Annotated in this window: 15 protein-coding genes; 13 read left to right on the forward strand and 2 right to left on the reverse strand. The window is 69.5% G+C overall.

The window, feature by feature from the left end; all coding sequences use genetic code 11:
• Window positions 1-175 precede the first annotated feature (175 nt).
• The 12 genes from QLH51_RS13820 to QLH51_RS13875 all read left to right on the forward strand — a co-directional run bounded on the left by QLH51_RS13820 (window position 176) and on the right by QLH51_RS13875 (window position 15,434).
• The gene (locus tag QLH51_RS13820) at window positions 176-1,681 is read left to right on the forward strand and encodes an AMP-binding protein (RefSeq protein ID WP_125660345.1); all 1,506 of its coding nucleotides are present in this window, start codon (window positions 176-178) and stop codon (window positions 1,679-1,681) included.
• Window positions 1,678-2,910, forward strand: coding sequence for a pyridoxal-dependent decarboxylase, exosortase A system-associated (locus QLH51_RS13825; RefSeq protein ID WP_125660348.1), 1,233 nt, complete (start codon window positions 1,678-1,680; stop codon window positions 2,908-2,910). Before QLH51_RS13820 ends, QLH51_RS13825 begins: the two co-directional genes overlap by 4 nt.
• 139 nt (window positions 2,911-3,049) lie before the next feature.
• Window positions 3,050-3,685, forward strand: a complete 636-nt coding sequence (locus QLH51_RS13830) for an XrtA/PEP-CTERM system exopolysaccharide export protein (protein WP_125660351.1) — start codon at window positions 3,050-3,052, stop codon at window positions 3,683-3,685.
• Window position 3,686: 1 nt separating this feature from the next.
• Complete coding sequence (locus QLH51_RS13835; RefSeq protein WP_125660354.1) at window positions 3,687-5,210, forward strand: XrtA system polysaccharide chain length determinant; 1,524 nt, start codon at window positions 3,687-3,689, stop codon at window positions 5,208-5,210.
• Between the two features lie 14 nt (window positions 5,211-5,224).
• A complete protein-coding gene (locus QLH51_RS13840; protein ID WP_206429174.1) occupies window positions 5,225-6,142 on the forward strand; it encodes an AAA family ATPase in 918 nt (305 codons plus the stop codon).
• Window positions 6,139-7,746, forward strand: coding sequence for a hypothetical protein (locus tag QLH51_RS13845; protein ID WP_125660356.1), 1,608 nt, complete (start codon window positions 6,139-6,141; stop codon window positions 7,744-7,746). The genes QLH51_RS13840 and QLH51_RS13845 overlap by 4 nt, the downstream gene beginning before the upstream one ends.
• Window positions 7,747-7,794: 48 nt before the next feature.
• Window positions 7,795-8,970, forward strand: a complete 1,176-nt coding sequence (locus tag QLH51_RS13850; protein ID WP_125660359.1) for an ExeA family protein — start codon at window positions 7,795-7,797, stop codon at window positions 8,968-8,970.
• Window positions 8,971-8,977: 7 nt separating this feature from the next.
• The gene (locus tag QLH51_RS13855; protein WP_125660362.1) at window positions 8,978-9,829 is read left to right on the forward strand and encodes an XrtA system polysaccharide deacetylase; all 852 of its coding nucleotides are present in this window, start codon (window positions 8,978-8,980) and stop codon (window positions 9,827-9,829) included.
• Window positions 9,781-10,878 carry a FemAB family XrtA/PEP-CTERM system-associated protein gene (locus QLH51_RS13860; RefSeq protein ID WP_125660365.1) on the forward strand — a complete coding sequence of 366 codons (1,098 nt, stop codon included), beginning with the start codon at window positions 9,781-9,783 and terminating at the stop codon, window positions 10,876-10,878. The genes QLH51_RS13855 and QLH51_RS13860 overlap by 49 nt, the downstream gene beginning before the upstream one ends.
• Window positions 10,875-12,032: a TIGR03087 family PEP-CTERM/XrtA system glycosyltransferase gene (locus QLH51_RS13865; protein ID WP_206429177.1), complete on the forward strand. Its 1,158-nt coding sequence runs from the start codon at window positions 10,875-10,877 to the stop codon at window positions 12,030-12,032. The genes QLH51_RS13860 and QLH51_RS13865 overlap by 4 nt, the downstream gene beginning before the upstream one ends.
• Window positions 12,029-13,546 carry an exosortase A gene (gene xrtA, locus QLH51_RS13870; RefSeq protein ID WP_125660370.1) on the forward strand — a complete coding sequence of 506 codons (1,518 nt, stop codon included), beginning with the start codon at window positions 12,029-12,031 and terminating at the stop codon, window positions 13,544-13,546. The genes QLH51_RS13865 and xrtA overlap by 4 nt, the downstream gene beginning before the upstream one ends.
• 1 nt (window position 13,547) lies before the next feature.
• Window positions 13,548-15,434 carry an XrtA/PEP-CTERM system amidotransferase gene (locus QLH51_RS13875; protein WP_125660371.1) on the forward strand — a complete coding sequence of 629 codons (1,887 nt, stop codon included), beginning with the start codon at window positions 13,548-13,550 and terminating at the stop codon, window positions 15,432-15,434.
• Between the two features lie 127 nt (window positions 15,435-15,561).
• Here the strand turns inward: QLH51_RS13875 and QLH51_RS13880 are convergent, their stop codons facing one another.
• On the reverse strand, window positions 15,562-16,530 hold the full coding sequence (locus tag QLH51_RS13880; RefSeq protein ID WP_206429178.1) for a prolyl oligopeptidase family serine peptidase: 969 nt from the start codon (window positions 16,528-16,530) through the stop codon (window positions 15,562-15,564).
• A 158-nt stretch (window positions 16,531-16,688) separates the two neighbouring features.
• Between QLH51_RS13880 and QLH51_RS13885 the strand changes: the two genes are divergently transcribed.
• Window positions 16,689-19,502, forward strand: a complete 2,814-nt coding sequence (locus QLH51_RS13885) for a DUF3857 domain-containing protein (RefSeq protein WP_206429179.1) — start codon at window positions 16,689-16,691, stop codon at window positions 19,500-19,502.
• Between the two features lie 383 nt (window positions 19,503-19,885).
• On the opposite strand, the gene QLH51_RS13890 is transcribed toward QLH51_RS13885, so the two are convergent.
• Window positions 19,886-20,938 carry a 1,9-bis(guanidino)-5-aza-nonane synthase gene (locus QLH51_RS13890; protein ID WP_125660373.1) on the reverse strand — a complete coding sequence of 351 codons (1,053 nt, stop codon included), beginning with the start codon at window positions 20,936-20,938 and terminating at the stop codon, window positions 19,886-19,888.
• Window positions 20,939-20,985: the final 47 nt, after the last annotated feature.

Raw genomic sequence — 20,985 nt, forward strand, 5'->3', positions numbered from 1 at the left:
GGGTAGGGGTTGGGGTTATGCGTTGAGGGCGCCGGGGGGTACCCCTTGAGGGTGCGTTGCGCGATGAGTGCCGGTCATGCGGTTCCGTACGACGGTGTCGGGCACCGTGAAGGCGTGCGCCGCGCAGATGGCGCATGACCTGTATCTGGCTCGCGATCGGCGCTAGGAGGCGAGGATGATGCCCGTGAACCCAGTTGCCCGGCGGATCGACCGGTTGCCGGCGTGCGGCGCGGCGGAGGCGGTGGCGTTGGTCGATCGGGCCGGCGTCATGACCTATGCTGCACTGGAAGCGGCCGTTGCGGCGATGGCCGGCGGACTGCGCGCGATGGGCGTGGCGGCGGGGGACCGGGTGGCGACGTGGTTGCCCAAGACGCGGGCCGCGTGCGTGATGCCGCTGGCGGCGGCGCGGATCGGGGCGGTGCACGTGCCGGTCAATCCGGCGCTGAAACGGGCGCAGGTCGCGCATATCTTTGCCGATAGCGGTGCGACCATGCTGGTCACGGCGGAATCGCGGGTGGCGTCGCTGGAAACCGGCGACGTACCGGCGGACTGTCGCGTGGTGACCGATACGCCCGAAGGTCCGCCGGTCGTCGCCCTCGACGTCGATACCGATGCGCTGGCGGCGATCCTCTATACCTCCGGATCGACCGGACGGCCCAAGGGGGTGATGCTGAGCCATGCCAATCTGTGGCTGGGGGCGGTGTCGGTCGCGCATTATTTGAAATTGACGCCGGTCGACCGGGTGCTGGCGGTGCTGCCGCTCAGTTTCGATTACGGGCAGAACCAGCTGTTTTCGAGCTGGGTGGCGGGCGCGGCGGTGGTGCCGCTCGACTATCTGACCGCGCGCGACGTGGTGAAGGCGGTCGAACGGTTCGACGCGACGACGCTGGCCGGGGTGCCGCCGCTGTGGACGCAGTTGCTGGAGGCGGCTTGGCCCGATGCGGTTGCAGCGCGGCTGCGGCGGCTGACCAATTCGGGCGGGGCGCTGACGCCGCGGATGGTTCGGGCGTTGCGCGCGCGGTTCGGCGGGGCGGACCTGTACGCGATGTACGGGCTGACCGAGGCGTTCCGGTCGACCTATCTCGACCCCGCGCTGGTCGACGCCCATCCCGAGGCGATCGGGTCGGCGATCCCTCTTGCCGAGGTGGCGGTGGTGCGTGCCGATGGCAGCCGCGCGGACATCGGCGAGGCGGGCGAACTGGTCCATGCCGGGGCGCTGGTGGCGCAGGGCTATTGGCGGGATGCCGAACGGACGGCGGCGCGGTTTCGTGCCGCCCCGGACTGGATGGAAAGCGGGGGGATGGCGGTGTGGTCGGGCGATACCGTCGCGCTGGGCGTGGACGGGCTGCTGCGCTTCGTCGGGCGCGATGACGAGATGATGAAGGTCGCGGGCAACCGGATTAGTCCGACCGAGGTCGAGGAGGCGGTGCTGGCCGGCGGCGAGGTGGCCGAGGCGGTGGCGGTTGGCCTGCCCGACGAACGGCAGGGGCAGGCGATCACCGTCGTCGCGCGGGCGGCGGTGGCGGACGCGGAAGGTGCGGTGCGTGCGCGGCTGCGGCGGGAACTGCCGAATTTCCAGCAGCCGTCGCATTATGTCTGGGTCGAGGCGCTGCCGCGCAACGCCAATGGCAAGCTGGACCGGGTGGCGATTCGCGCGCTGGCGCAGGCGGCGGTCGCATGAAGCCGATCGGTCCCATTCCGCCTGCCTTTTCCGGCCAGTCACGTCTGATCGTCGGCGGCGAGGATTTCGCGGCGTTGCTGGCGCAGGCTGGGGATACGCCAGCGTTCCTGTACGATGGCGGCGCGATCGCGGCGCGGGTGGCGCGGCTGCGCGCGGCGCTGCCGGGCGGGGTCGGGGTGCATTATGCGATCAAGGCGAACCCGCACGGCGACCTGCTGAACGCGATCGGCCCGCTGGTCGACGGGCTGGACGTGGCGTCGGGGGGCGAGCTGGCCATGGCGCTGGCGGTGAAACCGGCGGCGGCGATCAGCTTTGCCGGGCCGGGCAAGCGCGACGACGAACTGGCGCAGGCGATCGGCGCAGGCGCGACGCTGCATGTCGAATCCGAGGGCGAGGCCGACCGGGCGCTGGCGATCGGCGAACGGCTGGGGCTGACCCCGCGCATCGCGGTGCGGGTGAACCCCGATTTCGAGCTGCGCGGGTCGGGGATGCGGATGGGCGGGCGGGCGTCGCCGTTCGGGATCGACGCGGTGCGGCTGCCCGCGCTGGTGCGGCGGCTGGTGGCGGCCGGTGCCGACTGGCATGGCTTCCACATATTCGCCGGATCGCAGACGCTGGATACCGCGGCGATCATCGAGGCGCAGGCGGCGACGCTGGCGCTGGCCGGGCGGCTGGCGGACGAGGCGGGGGCGGCGCCGGCGTTCGTCAATCTGGGCGGCGGGTTCGGCATCCCCTATTTCGCGGGCGATCGGCCGGTGGATGTCGAAGCGGTCGGCGCGGCGCTGGGCGAAGCGCTGGCCACGCGCGGCGCGGTGCTGGCGGAGACGGGGTTCGCGGTCGAGCTGGGGCGGTGGCTGGTCGGCGAGGCGGGGGTGTATTGCACCCGGGTGGTCGATGTGAAGGAGAGCGGCGGCGAATGGTTCGTCGTGGTCGATGGCGGGCTGCACCATCAGCTCGCGGCCAGCGGCAATTTCGGTACGGTGGTGCGACGCAACTATCCGGTGGCGGTGGCGGAGCGGATGGATGCCGGGCCGACGATTACCGCGTCGGTGGTGGGGTGCCTGTGCACGCCGCTCGACCGGCTGGCCGACCGGGTGTTGCTGCCGCAGGTCGCGGTGGGCGATACCATCGTCCTGTTCCAGGCGGGGGCGTATGGCGCAACCGCAAGCCCATCGGCGTTCCTGGGTCATGCGCCGGCGCGCGAGTGGTTCATTCCGGGAAAGTGCTGAGACGAACGGTATGCGGCGGTGGTGCGTTGGGTGCGAAAGCGGGCTATACTCAACCCTATCTTTACCCCTTTGGCAGCATAGCAGGTGAAGTCCTGCGCAGTACCCCAGCGGCTGCGCTTGTTGGTTACGAGGTATTCGAATGCGTCGCAGGCATGGTTTTGGCACGGGTGTAGCACTTTGCGCGGTGCTGGGCGGGTGCGCCGGGGGGGCGACGCGCCCCGAACTGCCGCCCGCCGCGTTCGTGCAGGCGAAGGAAGCGCCGGGCGAGGCCTATGTCATCGGCCCGCTCGACCAGCTGAGCATCTTCGTATGGCGCAACCCCGAACTGTCGACCAAGGTACAGGTGCGCCCCGACGGGCGGATCACCACGCCGCTCATCAACGACATGCCCGCCACCGGCAAGACGCCGGCGATGCTGGCCGACGACCTGAAGCTGGCGCTGGGCGAATATGTGACGAACCCGTTGGTTTCGGTGATCGTCGAGAATTTCTCCGGCACGTTCAGCCAGCAGGTGCGGGTGGTCGGCGCGACCGAGAAGCCGGCGTCGATCCCGTATCGCGCCAACATGACGCTGCTCGACGCGATGATTACCGTCGGCGGGCTGAACCAGTATGCGGCGGGCAATCGCGCGCGGCTGGTCCGGTACGACCGGGCGACGGGCAAGCAGTCGGAGTTCGGGCTGCGTATCTCCAGCCTGCTCAAGAACGGCGATTCGTCGGCCAATGTGAAGCTGCAGCCGGGCGACGTCATCATCATTCCCGAAAGCATGTTCTGAGATGGACGGGCTGTACGACGAACTGAAGCTGACGCTGCACGCGATCTGGCAGCGGCGCTGGATCGCGCTGGCGATCGCATGGGTGGTGTGCCTGGGCGGGTGGCTGGCGGTCAGCCAGATTCCCAACAGCTATCAATCGACCGCGCGGATCATGGTGCAGATGCGCCAGGTGCTGCCTGGGGCGGAAGCCGCCGTCGCGCAGAACGATCAGGCGAAGAATATCGACCGCATCCGCCAGACGCTGACGTCGGCCGTGAACCTAGAAAAGGTGGTGCGGGGCACGTCGCTGAACGACACCGTCGCCAGCGACCGCGACGTGGCGGACCGGGTGGCGTCGCTCCAGAACGCGATCAAGCTGACCGCGCAGCAGGACAATCTGTTCGAGATTTCGGCGACGTCGGGCAATCCGAAGGTCGCGCGCGAGGTCGTGCAGAAGATGATCGACATCTTCGTCGAATCCAATCTGGCCAGCGACCGCGACGCGACGGTGCAGTCGCTGCGCTTCCTCGACCAGCAATTGTCGCAGCGGCAGAAGCAGCTGGCCGATGCGGAAGCGCGGCGGCAGGCGTTCCAGGCGCAATATATGGCGATGCTGCCGGGTACCGGGTCGCTCGACGACCGCATGTCGAACGCGCGTAGCGAGCTGGCACAGATCGACGGCGATCTGGCGGCGGCGCAGTCGAGCCTGAACGCGGCCAATGCGCAGATGGCGGGGACCGCGGCGACGCTGCCGGGAGCGGCGGGAACGGCGATGGTCGGGCCGGCACGCGCGCGGCTGAACGCGATCGAGGGGCAGATCGCCGAGGGGCGCAGCCGCGGCTGGACCGACGCGCATCCCGACATGGTGGCGCTCAACCGGCAGCTGGCGTCCGCACGGGCGGCGGCGCGCGGCGAAGGGGGTGGCGTGAGCGGCGGGACCGCGGCATCGCCCAATCCGTTCTACCTGCAGCTGCGCGCGACGCAGGGCGACCGGCAGGCGCGCGTCGCGGAACTGCAGCAGCGCAAGCAGCAGATCGAAGGGCAACTGAACGGCTTGCAGGCCAAGATTTCGGCCGATCCGCAGGCGGCGGCGCAGCAGTCGCAGCTGGACCGCGATATCGCATCGCTCAAGTCGAACTATGACGAGCTGTTCCAGGACCGCGAACAGGTGCGGCTGCGCAGCAGCGTGCAGACCGATACCGATGCGGTGAAGTTCAGCGTGATCGACCCGCCGACCCAGCCGCGCGCGCCGGCAGCGCCGAACCGGCCGCTGCTGCTGCTGGGCGTGCTGGTCGTCGGCATCGGGGCCGGCGTCGGCGTGGCGTTCGCGCTCAGCCGGCTGCGGACCAGCTTCGCTACCGCACAGAAGCTGGAAAAGATCAGCGGCATGCCGGTATTGGGCGCGATCGGCGAAGTGGTGACCGATGCGGTCAAGTCCGAACGCAAGCGGCGGCTGAAGCTGTTCGCGGGCGGGGCGGGGGCGCTGATGGCGGCGTTCGTGCTGTTGCTGGGGCTGGAATTCGCCCAACGCGGGCTGGTGGCGTGAGTGGGGAAACGCAAGTGAACGACCAATCGCACCGGGCCATGCGCGCCTCGTTGCTGGAACGCGCGGCGGACCGCTGGCAGCTGGGGCCCAAGGCCGGCCTGCCGCCCGTCGCCATGCCCGACCTGCCGCCGGCGCCGCCGGCCCCCGTGCCGGTGGCGAAGGCACCCGCGCGCAAGATGCCGCCCGCGCGCATCCGCCCGGTCGAACCGGCGCGGATCGATCGCGAGATGCTGGCCGAGGCCGGGATGCTGGTACCCGGCGGCCCGGTCACCGCGCTGGCGGAGGAGTTCCGGCTGGTGAAGCGCCAGCTGCTGACGACCGCAGCGGATGTCGAGAAGCGCGACCCGGAGGCGGCGCGGATGGTGCTGGTGTGTTCGGCGCAGCCGGGCGACGGCAAGACGTTCTGCGCGATCAACCTTGCGCTGTCACTGGCGGCAGAGCGCGACCTCCACATCCTGCTGGTCGATGCGGATTTCGCCAAGCCCGACATTCTCGCCCGGCTGGGACTGCCCGCCGGACCGGGATTGCTCGACGCGCTGGGCGATCCGGCGATCGATATCGAACAGCTGGTCATTCCGACCGACGTGCCGCAGCTGTCGCTGTTGCCGGCGGGCAAGCGGACCCATGCTGATACCGAATTGCTGCGCAGCGACCATGCGCACGACGTGCTTACGCGGCTGCTGACCGCCGATCCCGACCGTATCGTCATCTTCGATTCGCCGCCGGCGCTGGCGGCATCCCCCGCCGCCGTGCTGGCATCACTGGTCGGGCAGACGGTGCTGGTGGTCCGCGCCGATCGCAGCAGCGAATCCGACCTGCGCGAGGCGGTGGCGCTGCTCGATGGATGCGAGGAAATCCAGCTGCTGCTGAATGCCACGACGTACCGCGCGGAGGGTGCGCGCTTCGGCTATTACGGACAGGACGCCGAATGATGCGCTGGCTGGCATTTCCCGTCGCGGTCGCCGCCACGGCGACGCCGGCCTTAGCGCAGCGGGTCGAGATATCGCCCTATGTCGAGGCGGGGCAGGTGCTGCTCGCCGACCTGAAGGATGGCGACGTCGTCACCTATACCCAGCTGACCGCGGGCGTCGATGCGACGGTCACGACGCAGCGGGTGCAGGTACAGGCCAATTACCAGTATCAGCGCCTGGTCGACTGGGGCGACAGTTTCGGCAGCGGCAGCATCCATTCGGGTCTGGCGCGCGCCAACGTCGCGATCACGCGCTGGCTGAATCTCGAGGGCGGCGCGATCGCGACGCGGGCGCAGGGCGACACGCGTGGCGGTGGCTTCGGTCCGCTGGTCAATGCCAGCAACGTCAACACCGCGCAGGTCTATGGCCTGTATGCCGGTCCCAGCATCAACACGCGCGTCGGGCCGTTCGCGGTCAACGGCACCTATCAGTTCGGCTATGTGAAGGCGGAGACGCCGGGTGTCGTCGATCTGGCGCCGGGTCAGCGACGGCTGGACTATTACGACGAAGCGACCAGCCACCTGGTGATGGGCAGCGCCGGCACGCGCGCGGGCACGCTGCTGCCGATCGGGTTCACCGTGTCGGGCGCGTGGCTGCGCGAGGATGCGGGGCAGCTCGACCAGAAGTTCGAGGGCACGTACGGCCGGGTCGATACCGTCGTGCCGATCACCCGCACGCTGGCCGCGGTCGGCGGGGTCGGGTACGAGAAGATCGAGGTGACGCAGCGCGACCCGCTGCGCGATGCGCAGAACAACCCGGTGCTGGACGGGGCGGGGCGGTTCGTGACCGATCCGGCGTCGGCGCCGCGCATCGCGTACGACACCGACGGCATCATCTGGGACGCGGGCGTGCTGTGGCGGCCGAGCCCGCGCACCGCGCTGGAGGCGCGGCTGGGCCGGCGCTATGGGTCGATGAGCTATACGGGGTCGCTGCAATGGCAGGCGGGGCCGACATCGGCGTTGCAGGTCGGCGTCTATGACAGCGTTACGACGTTCGGGCGCCAGCTGACCGGTTCGCTGTCGCAGCTGCCGGTCAACTATATCGGCGGCGAGGACCCGTTCGGGGCACGCTATGGCGGCTGCGTGTTCGGCGGCGGGGTGACGCCGGAGGGTTCGCCCAATGCTGGCGGGTGCCTGACCCCGGTATTCCAGTCGGTCAGCGCGGCGACGTTCCGCGCGCAGGGAATCGATGCGGTCTATTCGATCACGCGGGGACCGACGCGGCTGGGGCTGGGCGCGGGCTATGCCAGCCGGCGCTTCTATATCCCGCCGGTGCCCGGTGCGGTCATCTATCGCACGCGCGACCAGAGCTATTACGTCCAGGGCTTCGGCCAATGGGCGCTGGACGGCCGGTCGTCGATCACCGCCGACGTCTATACCAATTATTTCGCCAGCGGAATCGAGGGCGGGCTGGACGCATGGGGCGGCGGGGCGCAGGGCGGCTATTATCGCAGCTTCGGCCGCGCCTATGGCAGCCTGACCGCCGGGGTGTACGGTTTCGACGTCGAACGCAGCGAATCCGATCTGATCGCGCAAGCTCTGTTGGCGGTAGGGTTCCGTTTCTAAACGAACATTCAACCGATCGGGGGTTAGATACTCCCAACGGAGATGAAGATGTACGATGACCATTATGGCCTGACCGGTCGCCCGTTCCAGCTTACGCCCGATCCGGCGTTCTGGTTCGACACCGCCACGCATCGCAAGGCCATGGCGTATCTCGGCTATGGATTGAGCCAGGGCGAAGGGTTCATCGTCATCACCGGCGATCCGGGGACGGGCAAGACGACGCTGCTCGGCCACCTGATGCAGACGATCGATGCCGAGCGGCTGAACGTGATCCGCATCGTCACGACGCAGATCGAGGCCGACGACCTGCTGCGGCTGGTCGCGGCGGGCCTCGACGTCGATCATCACGGGCTGACCAAGGCGCAGTTGCTGGGCGAGATTGAGCGCGGCCTGCACAATGTCGCGCGCGCAGGGCGGCGCACGCTGCTGGTGATCGACGAGGCGCAGTCGCTGCCGGTCGGGTCGATCGAAGAATTGCGTATGCTGTCGAATTTCCAGGCGGGCGGCTATGCGCTGTTGCAGATATTCCTGCTCGGCCAGCCCGAGTTCCGCCAGCGACTATACGGGTCGGACCGGCTGGAACAGCTGCGCCAGCGGGTGATCGCGATGCACCACCTCGACCCGATGGGGCTGGAAGAGGTCGGGCCGTATCTGGAACACCGGCTGGGCGTGGTCGGGTGGACCGGCAGCCCGAGCTTCGGCCACGAATCGCTGGCGGCGCTGCACCACTGGTCCGGGGGAATCCCGCGCCGGCTGAACCAGCTGGCCAGCCGCGTGCTGCTGTACGGTGCGATCGAGGGGATCGATCGGTTCGGGGCGCTGGACGTGGAGCAGGTGATCGCCGACCTCGACGGCGACGGGCTGGGCACGACCGCGCCGGAAGCGGCCCCGGTGATGCGCGCCGTGGCGCCGGTCGCCGAGGCGACCCCGGTGGTCGATGCCGATCCGCTGCCGATGACCCCGCCGCCGCCGCCGATGCCGCCGCGTCCGATCCACCTGTCGGTGGTCGAGCCCGACAACTGGTCGGTGCCGGCCGGGACGGAGCCTGTGGTCGCGCCGGTCGGCGATGGCGATACCGCGGCGCTGACCGCGCGGATCGCCGCGCTGGAGGAACGGCTGGAGGAGCAGGATGCGGCGTTGCGCCGGGTGCTGACGCTGCTGGTCGATTGGGTGGAAGGCGATCAGCGCCGCCCCGACCTGACGTCGATGCGCCACGCCGGCTGACCGCGCCATGTCCCCTCCCTTGCGCAACGCGATGTCGGTCGACGTCGAGGACTGGTTCCAGGTCGGCGCGTTCGAAAAGGTCATCGACCGACGCGACTGGGACGGGCTCGAATGCCGGGTCGAGGCGAATACCGACGCGGTGCTCGACCTGTTCGCCGCGGGCGGGGTCAAGGCGACGTTCTTCACGCTCGGCTGGGTCGCGCACCGGTTTCCGGCGCTGATGCAGCGGATCGTCGCGGGCGGGCACGAGCTGGCGAGCCACGGGTGGGACCACCAGCGGGTGTTTACCTTCACGGCGGATGAATTTCGCGCCGATCTGGCCCGGGCGAAGGCCGCGCTGGAGGATGCCGGGGGCCAGGCGGTGACCGGCTATCGCGCGCCCAGTTTCTCGATCGACAAGCGCACGCCATGGGCGCACGCCGTGCTGGCGGACGAAGGCTATGCCTATTCCTCGTCGGTCGCGCCGCTGCGCCACGATCATTATGGCTGGACCGATTCGCCCCGCGCGCTGCACCGGCCGGTGGCCGGCAGCGACCTGATCGAATGGCCGATCACGCTGGCCAGGGTGCTGGGGCGCGAGGTGTCGGCCGGCGGCGGGTTCTTCCGCCTGCTGCCCAACCGGGTAGTCGAGGATGCGGTGGTGCGCAGCAACCGCGTCGAGGCACATCCGGCGATGTTCTATTTCCATCCGTGGGAGATCGATCCGGGCCAGCCACGCGTGAAGACCGCGCCGCTGAAGTCGAAGGTGCGGCATTATTCGCGGCTGGGGGCGATGGCGGGCAAGCTCGAACGGCTGATGGCGAACCATGAATGGGGCCGGGCCGACGCGATCGTCGCGGACCGCGCGGGCGCGTTGTGACCCCTGTCGTGCGGCAGGCGCGACTGGACGATCCGGGCGAACGCGCGCGGATCGCGGCGTTCGTGGCGGCACAGCCCGGGGGCACGCCGTTCCACCTGCCCGTTTGGGGCGAGGCGACGGCCGCGGGATGCGGGCAGCGGTTCCGGATGTTGCTGGCCGAGGCGGAGGGCGAACTCGTCGGGCTGGTGCCGCTGACCCGGATACGGTCGCCGTTGTTCGGGGCGGCGCTGGTATCGACCGGGTTCGGGGTGGGTGGCGGTATCCTGACCACCGATCCGGGCGCGGCGCAGGTGCTGGCGGCGGCTGCGGTCGCGACGGCGCGGGAGCTTGGCTGTCCGACGATCGAGATGCGCGGGGGCGCGCCGGTCGAAGGCGCAGGCTGGACGTGGGACGATACGCGCTATGTCGGGTTCGTCCGGCCGCTGGCAGTCGACGACGACGCCGAATTGCTGGCGATCCCGCGCAAGCAGCGGGCCGATGTGCGCAAGGCGCTGGCCGAGCCGTTCGAGATCGCGGTCGGGCGGGACGAGGCGGCGCTGGCGGAGCATTTCCACGTCTATGGGACTTCGGTGCGCAACCTCGGCACGCCGGTGTTTCCGCGACGGTTGTTCGCCGAGGTGATCGAGCGGTTCGGCGCGGATGCCGATGTGCTGACCGTGCGGCATGACGGCGTCGCGGTGGCGAGCGTGCTGTCGGTCTATTGGCGGGGCACGGTCTATCCCTATTGGGGCGGCGGCACGGCGGCGGCGCGGGGATTGCGCGCCAACGAGCGGATGTATTTCGAACTGATGCGCCATGCCCGGCAGCGCGGATGCACCGCGTTCGATTTCGGGCGGTCGAAGGCCGGGACCGGGCCGGCGGCGTACAAGAAGAACTGGGGCTTTGCCGGCGAGCCGCTGGGCTATCCGACGTGGACCGCCGATGGCGCAAGCCCCCGCGATGCGAGCCCGCTCAACCCCCGATACCGGCTGAAGATCGCGGCGTGGCAGAAGCTGCCGGTCGCGGTCGCCAACCGGGTCGGGCCGTTCATCGCGAAGGGGCTGGGGTGAGCGAGATCCTGCTCCTCGCCCACCGCGTTCCCTATCCCCCCGATCGTGGCGACAAGGTGCGCAGCCACCATGTGATGCGGCATCTGTCGACGCTGGGGCGGGTGCATCTGGCGAGCTTTGCCGACGATCCGCGCGACCTGGGTCATGACGATGCGCTGCGGCAATGGTGCGCCAGCGCGACGGTCCTGCCGCGGACCAAGGGCAATGCGCGGGCGGCGGTGGAAGCGCTGGCGCAGGGGCGGACGGTGTCGGAGGCGGCGTTCGACAGCCCCGCGATGCGCGCGGAGGTGACGCGGCTGCTGGGCGAGCGGCGCTATGACGCGGTCTATGTCTATTCGGGGCAGATGGCGCAGTATCTGCCGGCCGATGCGCGGTTCGTGATGGATTTCGTCGACGTGGATTCGGCGAAGTTTGCCGCCTATGCCGATGATGCGCGTGGGGCCATGCGCTGGATGATGCGGCGCGAGGGGCGGCTGCTCGGCCGGTTCGAGCGCGGGATCGCCGACCGTGCGGTCGCGACGCTGCTGGTCAGCGAGGCGGAGGCGGCGCTGTTTCGTGGACAGGCGGACGACGAGGCGGTGTTCGCGATCGAGAACGGGATCGATACCGCGTTCTTCGATCCGGCCGGGGTGACGCCGGTCGAGGCGGCCGGACCGCTGATCGTGTTTACCGGGCAGATGGATTACCGGCCGAACATCGATGCGGTGCGCTGGTTCGTGGGCGAGGTGCTCCCGCTGCTACCCGGCGCACGCTTCGCGATCGTCGGGCGGGGGCCGAGCGCGGCGGTGCGGGCGCTGGCGGGCGAGCGGGTGATCGTGACCGGCGAGGTCGCCGATGTGCGCGGCTGGATCGCCGCCGCCGCGGTGGTCGTCGCGCCGCTGCTGCTGGCGCGCGGTATTCAGAACAAGGTGCTGGAGGCGATGGCGATGGCCCGCCCGGTCGTGGCGTCGAGCGCGGCGGCGGAGGGGATCGATCATCGGGGCACGATCCGCGTCGCCGGCGATGCGGCCGGGTTCGCGCGCGAGATCGCGGCGGTGCTGGACGATCCGGCGGGGGCGGCGGCACTGGGTGTGGCGGCACGGGCGCGGACGATCGAGCGCTATGGCTGGGAAGCGCGACTGGCGCCGCTGGCCGGACTGCTGGGACTGGCATGACCGGTATCGCCCTCGATCAACCGACGGTCGCCGATCCGGCGTGGCGGCGGTCGTTGCCGGCGCTCGGGGGCATGTGGGCGGCGCTGCTGGCGATCTTTCACCGCGATGTCGCCGACATGGTCGATATCTGGTGGAATTCGACCACCTATGGCCATTGCCTGTTCGTGCCGCCTATCTTCGGCTGGCTGGTATGGCAGCGGCGGCGCGAGCTGGCGCAGCTGACCCCGCAGGCGTGGTGGCCGGGGCTGGCGATCGTCGCGGCGGGCGGGGCGACGTGGCTGGTCGGGGAGGCGGCGGCGGTCGCGCTGTTCCGCCATGCCGGGCTGGTAGCGATGCTGCAGGGCGCGGTCGTCACGCTGCTGGGCGCGCGGGTGGCGCGGGGGCTGGCGTTTCCGCTGGCCTATATCGCGTTTCTGGTGCCGTTCGGCGACTTCCTGGAGCCGTGGTTGCAGGGGGCGACGGTGTCGCTGACCATGCCGATCCTGCACGCGCTGGGCGTACCGGCGGCGGTCGACGGGGTACTCATCACCATCCCCAACGGCTATTTCGAAGTGGCGGAGGCGTGTTCGGGGTCGAAGTTCGTCATTGCCATGGTCGCGTACGGCGCGCTGGTCGCCAATGTCTGCTACGTCACATGGCGCCGGCGGGCGGCGTTCATGGCGCTGGCGCTGGTGGTCCCGGTGCTGGCGAACGGCCTCCGCGCGGCGGGGACGATCTATGCCGCGCATCTGACCTCGGTCGAGGCGGCGACCGGGTTCGACCATATCGTCTATGGCTGGGTGTTCTTCGCATTGACCATGGCGGCGGTGCTGGCGATCGGGTGGCGTTGGTTCGATCGCGATCCGGATGCGCCGTGGTTCGACGTGGCGAGCGTGCAGGCGATGCCGATGCGCGGCGCCGACGGCACACTGGCGGCGGCGGCGGTACTGGCGGTCGCGGTCGTGTTCGCCGGATGGGGCTGGATCGTAGACCGGCGGGTGCAGGCATTGCCGGCGCGGATCGAACTGCCGGCGGTGCCGGGGTGGCAGCGGATCGCGGTGGATGGCGAGCCGTGGGTGCCGAACTATCCGGGTGCTGACCATTTCCTGATCGGGCGCTATGGCGACGGGCGGGGGCGCAGCGTCGACATGGTCGTCGCCGTCTATGGATCGCAGGGCGAGGGGCATGAATTGGTAGGGTTCGGAACAGGCGCGATCCGCGAGAACGACCGCTGGGTACGGATCGCCGACACCGCGCCGATCGCCGGCAGCGCCACGCTGCGCATGGCCGCGCCCGGCCCGGTCGAACGCGAGGTCGCGACCTGGTATCGCATCGGGTCGACGACGACCGGCAGCGCCGACCGAGTCAAGCTGGAGACGCTGAAGGCCAAGTTGCTGGGCGGGCCGCAGCGCGGGGTCGCGATACTGCTGTCGGCGCGCAAGGACGGGCATGATCCGCGCGCGGCGATCGCCGACTTCGTGGTGGCCGCAGGCCCGATCGACCGGATCGCCGACCGCGCGGCGGGGATGCAGTAGCATGTGCGGCATCGCCGGGCTGTTCCACCCGACCAATCCCAAGCCGATCGATCCGGCGCGGATCGTCGCGATGACCGACGCGCAGGCGCATCGCGGCCCCGACGGATCGGGCGTGTGGACCGCGCTGGGCGTGGGGCTGGGCCATCGCCGGCTGTCGATCATCGATGTCGGCGGCAGTCCGCAGCCAATGGCGTTGCCGGGCGAACAGGCGATCATCACCTTCAACGGCGAAATCTACAACTTCGCCGAGCTGCGCGCCGAGCTGCGCGCGAAGGGCGCGGTGTTCCGGACGCAGGGCGATACCGAGGTGCTGCTCCATGCCTGGACGGCATGGGGGCCGGACATGCTGGCGCGGCTGAATGGGATGTTCGCCTTCGCCATCTATGATGCGGGGCGGCAGGCGCTGTTCGTCGCGCGCGATCGGATGGGAGTGAAGCCGTTCCATTATGTCGAGCTGTGCGACGGCGCGGTGGCGTTCGCGTCGGAACTGAAGGGACTGCTGGCGCATCCGATGGTGCGGCGGACGCCCGACTTGGCGGCGATCGAGGATTACATGGCGCTGGGCTATGTGCCCGACGATTCCTGCATCGTCGCCGGCGTGAAGAAGCTGCCGGCCGGGCATTTCCTGCTGATCGAGCGTGGGCGTTCGCTGCCGCAACCGGTGCGGTGGTGGGACATCGATTTCTCGAACCGGGCGCGCGGCAGCACGCGCGAGTTGCAGGCCGAACTGGTCGAGCGGATGCGCGAGGGGGTACGGTCGCGGATGGTCGCCGACGTGCCGCTGGGCGCGTTCCTGTCGGGTGGGGTCGATTCGTCGGCGGTCGTCGCGCTGATGGCGGAGGCCAGCCGCGCGCCGGTGCAGACCTGCACCATCGGGTTCGACGAAGCGGGACATGACGAGCGCGGGCCGGCCGGGCTCGTCGCCAGGCGCTTCGCCACCGACCATGCGGTGCGCACCGTCGCGTCGGACGACTTCGCGTTGATCGACACGCTGGTCGACGCGTTCGACGAACCCTTTGCCGATGCGTCGGCGCTGGCGACCTATCAGGTATGCGCACTGGCCCGCGAGCGGGTGACGGTGGCGCTGTCGGGCGATGGCGCGGACGAGGCGCTGGCCGGCTATCGCCGCTACAGATTTCATGCGGCGGAGGAGCGGGTGCGTTCGCTGTTGCCGCCGGGACTGCGCGAGCCGGTGTTCGGGGCACTGGGCGACGTGTATCCCAAGGCCGACTGGGCACCGCGCCCGTTCCGCGCCAAGACGACGCTGCTGGCGTTGGCGCAGGACGGCGACGAAGCCTATGCACAGGCGGTCGGGGTGACGACGCCGGCGGTGCGCCAGGGGCTGTACGGACAGGCGATGGCGCGGCAGCTTGGCGGCTATCGCGGCGAGGAGCGCTATGTCGCCACCATGCGGGCCGCCCCGGCGCGCGACGGGCTGGACCGCGCGCAATATGCCGATTTCCGGCACTGGTTGCCGGGCGACATCCTGACCAAGGTCGACCGGACCAGCATGGCGGTGGGGCTGGAGGCGCGCGAGCCGTTGCTGGACCACCGGCTGATCGAGTTCTGCGCCACGCTGCCGGCCAAGCTGCGGCTGCGCGGCGGTGAAGGCAAGTGGTTGATGAAGAAGGCGCTGGAGCCGTGGCTGCCGCGCGAGATCCTGTACCGGCCGAAGATGGGGTTCGTCACCCCGGTCAGCGCGTGGTTCCGCGCGAGCCTTGCCGACGAGGCGGCGGCGCTGGCGCGCTCACCGGTGCTGGCGACATGGTTCGACCCCCATGTGGTCGAGCGGATGGCGGCCGAGCATCGTGCCGGGCGGGCAGAACATGGCCGGACGCTGTGGCAGCTGGTGATGCTGGACCGCAGCGCGCGGCGGCTGTTCGGGTAGGCCAAAGGTCACGAAAGTCACACTCGTGCGCCGTTGGGGTGGGTGACGTTCCCTCCTCCAGCCATCATCGTCACCCCAGCTTGCGCCGGGGTGACGGTTAGGCCAGGTGAGCTGTTGTAGGACAGCCCTATTTGCGCTCCCCGATCCACCGCGTGAACAGGTCGGTCCAGACGCGCTGCGGGCTGTCCATCGGTGCATGCAGCGCGCCCCAGCCATGGCCGCCGCGTTCGAACAGATGCGCCTCGACCGGCACCTTCGCGCGGCGGCAGGCGGCGAGCATCGCCAGCGACTGATCGACCGGGCAGACGGGGTCGTCGACCGAATGGGCGAGGAAGACCGGCGGGGCCTGCGCGGTCACCCGGGCGGGGATGTCGTAGCGCCGATATACCTGCATCGGGCCATCGGGCCGGCCGGCGCCGCCGCGGTCCATCGCGGCGATGGTGGTGACCGGATAGACCAGCCCGGTGAAGGCGGGGCGGGCCGATTGCCGGTCGGCAGCGTCGACGGGGGCATAGACGCGTTCGTCATGGGCGATGGTCAGCGATCCGGCGAGATGCCCGCCCGCCGAAAAGCCGCATGCGCCGAGCCTGGCCGGGTCGATGCCGTAGCGCGCCGCGTCGGCGCGGATCAGCCGCATCGCGCGCTGTGCGTCCTGCAACGGCACGTCCTGCGCCCCGTCCCAGCCTTCTCCGGGCAGGCGGTAGGCGAGGACGAAGACGGTGATGCCCGCGGGGTTCAGTGCCCTGGCGACGTCGATCCCCTCATTTTCGATAGAGACGAAGCCGTAGCCGCCGCCGGGGATTGAGAGGACGGCGGTGCCGTTGGGCTTTGCCGGGCGGAAGATGCCGACGACCGGATCGGCGACGCCACGCAACCACAGCTCGCGCATGTCGGGGCGGCCGTTCATCGACGGGGCGTAGGCCGGCAGGTTCGCCGGCGCGCCGGGCGGCTTGCCCGGCCAGAGGCGGAAATGTTCGCGCGGGGGCCATGGGGTCAGGGGGGCCGTCCCCGGCCGGGGCGCAGGCTGCGCCGCCGCGGCCCGCCCCGCGACCGGCAGCGCGAGCGCGGCTGCCAGCATCGTCCGTCGATCGACCATCTCCGTTCCTCTCCCATCCATGTTGCGCGTGATCCTATCGGTGCAGGCGGTGTGGAGGAAGCATGACGTTCCGGTGCGGACGCGGTTTGCCCCTCGACAAGCCCCGCCGGGTCGATAGACCTTGGCCAACCACCGGCGGGGGCCGGTGCGACAGGGGGATGATCGTGACGCGTGTGGCGGTAGTGAAGGCTGCGATTCTGGCAGCGGTGTGTGTTCCGGCGCTGGCATGGGCGAGCGATACGCCGCTCTATCAACCCGCGCCGGCATGGGTGGCGGCCCCGCCCGCGATGCCGGCCGGGCCGGTCGACGAGCTGCCGCCGCTGGCGCTGCTGGATTTCCAGAAGCGGATCGATGGCGACCGGCTGACCTCCTATGTCCACCAGCGCACCCGGATCGCGACCGCCGAGATGCTGTCGCAGGCGGCGACGCTGACGCTGCCCTGGGCGCCGGACAAGGGCGACCTGATCGTCCACGGCCTGTCCATCCTGCGCGGCGAGCAGCGGATCGACCTGCTGGCCAAGGGGCAGAAGTTCACCGTACTGCGCCGCGAACAGTCGCTGGAGCAGCGCGAGCTGACCGGTATCCTGACCGCGACGATGGCGGTCGAGGGGCTGGAGGTTGGCGACCTGCTCGACTTGCGCTTCTCGGTCACGGCGCGCGACCCGGCGCTGGGCGGGCGGGTGCAGGACGTCGTGGCGCTGCCCGCGCTGCCGATCCGGATCGGCGCCGGACGGGTGAGGTATCTGTGGAACAGCGACAGCGCGCCGAAATGGAAGCTGCTGGCCGATGGCGTGGCAGCGACGCCGGTGCGCAAGGGCGACGTGACCGAGCTGAGCTTCGCCATGCCGCTGGCGAAGGCCAAGGAGATGCCGGAGGACGCGCCGTCACGCTTCCGCCATCCGCCGCTGCTGGAGGTCGCGAGCTTCGCCGACTGGGCCGACGTGTCGAAGACGTTCGAACCGCTGTACCGCACCGACGGACTGATCGCGGCCGGCAGCCCGCTGGCCGGCGAGGTCACGGCGATCGTGAAGGCGGAGCCGACGCCGATCGGCCGGGCGCAGCGCGCGCTGGAGGTGGTGCAGGACAAGATCCGCTATCTCGCGGTCGGGATGGATGGTGGTAACTATGTGCCACAAACCCCTGCAAGGACGTGGGAAGTCCGTTACGGCGACTGCAAGGCCAAGACGGTGATGCTGCTGGCGATGCTGCGAACGATGGGGATCGAGGCGGAGCCGGTGATCGCCAGCGTCGGTCTGGGCGATTTCGTGCCCGAACGCCTGCCGAGCGCGGCGGCGTTCAACCATGTGTTCGTGCGCGCGACGATCGGCGGCGAGACGCTGTGGCTGGACGGGACCGGCAGCAATGCGCGCATCGCCGATATCCGCGATACGCCCGGCGTCGGCTATGTCCTGCCGCTGCGAGCCGCCGGTGCCCAGCCGATGAAGATCGAGACGCACGCCGCCGCGCGGCCGATGGTGGAGCTGACGATCGATGCCGACGAGAGCGGTGCGGTCGACCTGCCCAGCGCGGTCAGCGTCACGATGGTGACGCATGGTGCGATGGCGGCACAGCTGCGCGCGGCGAAGAGCCAGGTCGGGCCGAAGGAGCAGCGCGAACTGATCTCCACGGTTCTGCAGGGCACGATCGGCGAGGGGCAGTTCGCCGATGGCAGCATCACGCCCGACGCCGCGACCGGCGACGTGACGATCCGGGCGCGGGGCGTGGTCAACACCAGCTGGTCGGTCGAGGACCGGCGGCGCAAGCGGTCGCTGGGCGGTGCGCTCGACGACATGGACTTCTCGCCCGACCGCAGCCGGCCCGACTGGAAGGACATTCCGGTCGCGGCACCGCCGCCGATGGCGATGGTGCGGCATGTCCGGGTGACGCTGCCCGATGGCGGGCGCGGCTTCACGCTCGACGGGACGCCCGATGCCGACCAGACCCTGGCGGGGATCAAGGTACGGCGGACGACGCGGCTGGTGGGCGGGCTGCTGACGATGGACGAGCGGTTCGACCTGACCGGGGTGGAGGTGCCGGCGGCACGCATTCCGGCGGAACGCGATGCGGTGGCCACCGCCAAGGCGAATATCCCGCGCGTCGTCGCCCCGGTCGATACGCCGCGGCGCTGGACGCTGGACCCGGCGACGTTGGCCAAATCGAGCCAGGTCGCGGCGATCCGCAGCGTCTATGGTAAGGCCATTGCCGCCGACCCCGACGAGATGAGCGGCTATCAGAGCCGGGCGACGTTCGAGGCCGGGATCGGCGATTATCGCGCGGCGGTGGCCGACCTGGACAAGATCATCGCCACCGAACCCACCGTCGATCTGTATCTCCAGCGGTCCTATGCCCAGTTCAACATGGGCGACATGGCCAGGGCACTGGCCGATGCAGAGCGCGCACGGGCGCTGGACCCGTCGGCCAACAATGCGATCGGACAGGTCGTACAAACTCGGGCGGAGACCGGCGACCTGAAGGGGGCGATCGCGCTGCTGGACGAACGCATCGCGCTGGGCGGCGAATCGCGCGCTTTCCTGCGCCAGATGAAGGCGAGCCTGCTGGGCGAGTTCGGCGATCCGAAGGAAGCGGTGGCGCTGTACGACAGCCTGATCGGCGAGAAGCCGGGGGCGCCGGTCCTGCTGAACGGGCGGTGCTGGGCGAAGGGAACGCGCGGCGTCATGCTCGACACCGCGCTGAAGGATTGCACCAGCGCGATCGAACTCAGCAACGACACGATGGCCGCGCTCGATAGCCGGGCGCTGGTCTGGTACCGGATGGGCCGCTATCCCGAGGCGCTGGCCGACCTCGACACGGTGCTGGCCGCCAATCCCGACATGGCGGGCAGCCGGTATCTGCGTGCGGCGGTGCTCAAGGCCAGCAAGCGCGATGCCGAGGCGGCAAGCGACCTTGCGCTGGCGCGGCGGATGCAGCCGATGATCGACCGGCAATATGCGCGCTACGGGTTCAAGCTGTAGGGGGCGGCCTTCAACTGGGCCGGGGTCTTCGCCGGGGTACGGGGCGGACGTGGCTTAGGTGTTTGATCCACCCTGTTCAAACCGGGCGTCATCCCAGCGAAGGCTGGGATCTCCCGGTGGTAGCACGCAGCAGGAGCCGCTTGAGGCCCCAGCCTTTGCTGGGGCGACGGTTCCTGACAGATGGATTAGGCTGTAGGGCCGAGGAAGCAGCGGGACCCCGGATCAGGTCCGGGGTGACGGGAGGTGGCTGTCCGGGAAGGATGGCGGGTCGCCGGGAAATGGCGAGCGTCGATCCGCTTCCGGCGACGGAACGCTTCGGGAACTGCCCAAACAAAAACGGCGGGGGATCGCTCCCCCGCCGTTCCCGTTTCGCTGTCGGATGATCAGTCGAACATCTTGCCGAAGGCGCGCTTGGCGCGGTTCTTCCACGCGCCGCGATGATATGCGTCCGAGGCGAGCAGCGGCATGACCGAACCCGCTTCGGCGAACACCATCTGTTCGAGCGCGGTGTCGACCTTGCCCCAGCTGGCCGCTTCCTTGAGCGTCGACGACGAGCAGGCGCCATCGCGCACGTCGGCGACGGTGATCTGCACTGCGTATTTGTGCATCTCGACATCGTCATGGCCGAGGATTTCGGCGCAGACGACGGTGTCCTGGATGAAGTTCTTCGGCACGCCACCGCCGATCATCAGCAGGCCGGTGGTGCCCGCCTTGATCTTGATATCGGTCAGTTCGCGGAAGTCGGCGATGGCGTCGAGCACCATGTACGGCTTGCCTTCCTTCGCACGGTCGACCTGATGCTTGACCAGACCGAAGCCGGCCGAGCTGTCGACGAACGCCGGGCAGAAGATCGGCACGTCATGCTCGTAGGCCAGCTTGACGAGGCTGTTTTCCTTCTTGCCGTGCTCCGACAGATATTTGCCCATCTCGCGGATGAAGGCGCGCGACGAATAGGCCTTGGGCTCGAGCGAATTGGCGATCTCACCGATGGTGTGGTCGCAATCCTGCAACTGCTCTTCGTCGATATAGGTGTCGTAGATGCGGTCGATGTAGAGCGAGCGCAGCACGTTGTCGTCGGGGATTTCCAGCGCCTGATAGTGCTTGTGGCCCAGACCTTCGAAGAAATCCATGTCGACGATCGACGCGCCGGTGGCGACGACGCCGTCGATCATGTTCGAGCGCAGCAGTTCGGCATACAGGTCCATGCAGCCGCCGGCCGAGGTCGATCCGGCGATCACGAGGAAGATCGAGCAGTCCTTGTCCTCCAGCATCTGGTTATAGATGCGGGTGGCGCGGGCGAGATCACGGCTGGTGAAGCTCATCTTGCCCATGGCGTCGATGATCGGGCGGGCGTCGAACGTGGTGATGTCGACATGCTCGACCGTGGTCGAAAGCAGTTCGGCCTTGCGGGTGTCGTTGATCGTCGTGTCGGTCATGATGGTCCCATCATCATCGATAAGCCGTCGTCGTTATGGGGACGCGG

It is taken from the genome of Sphingomonas sp. 2R-10 (assembly GCF_030062225.1).
GTDB lineage: Bacteria > Pseudomonadota > Alphaproteobacteria > Sphingomonadales > Sphingomonadaceae > Sphingomonas.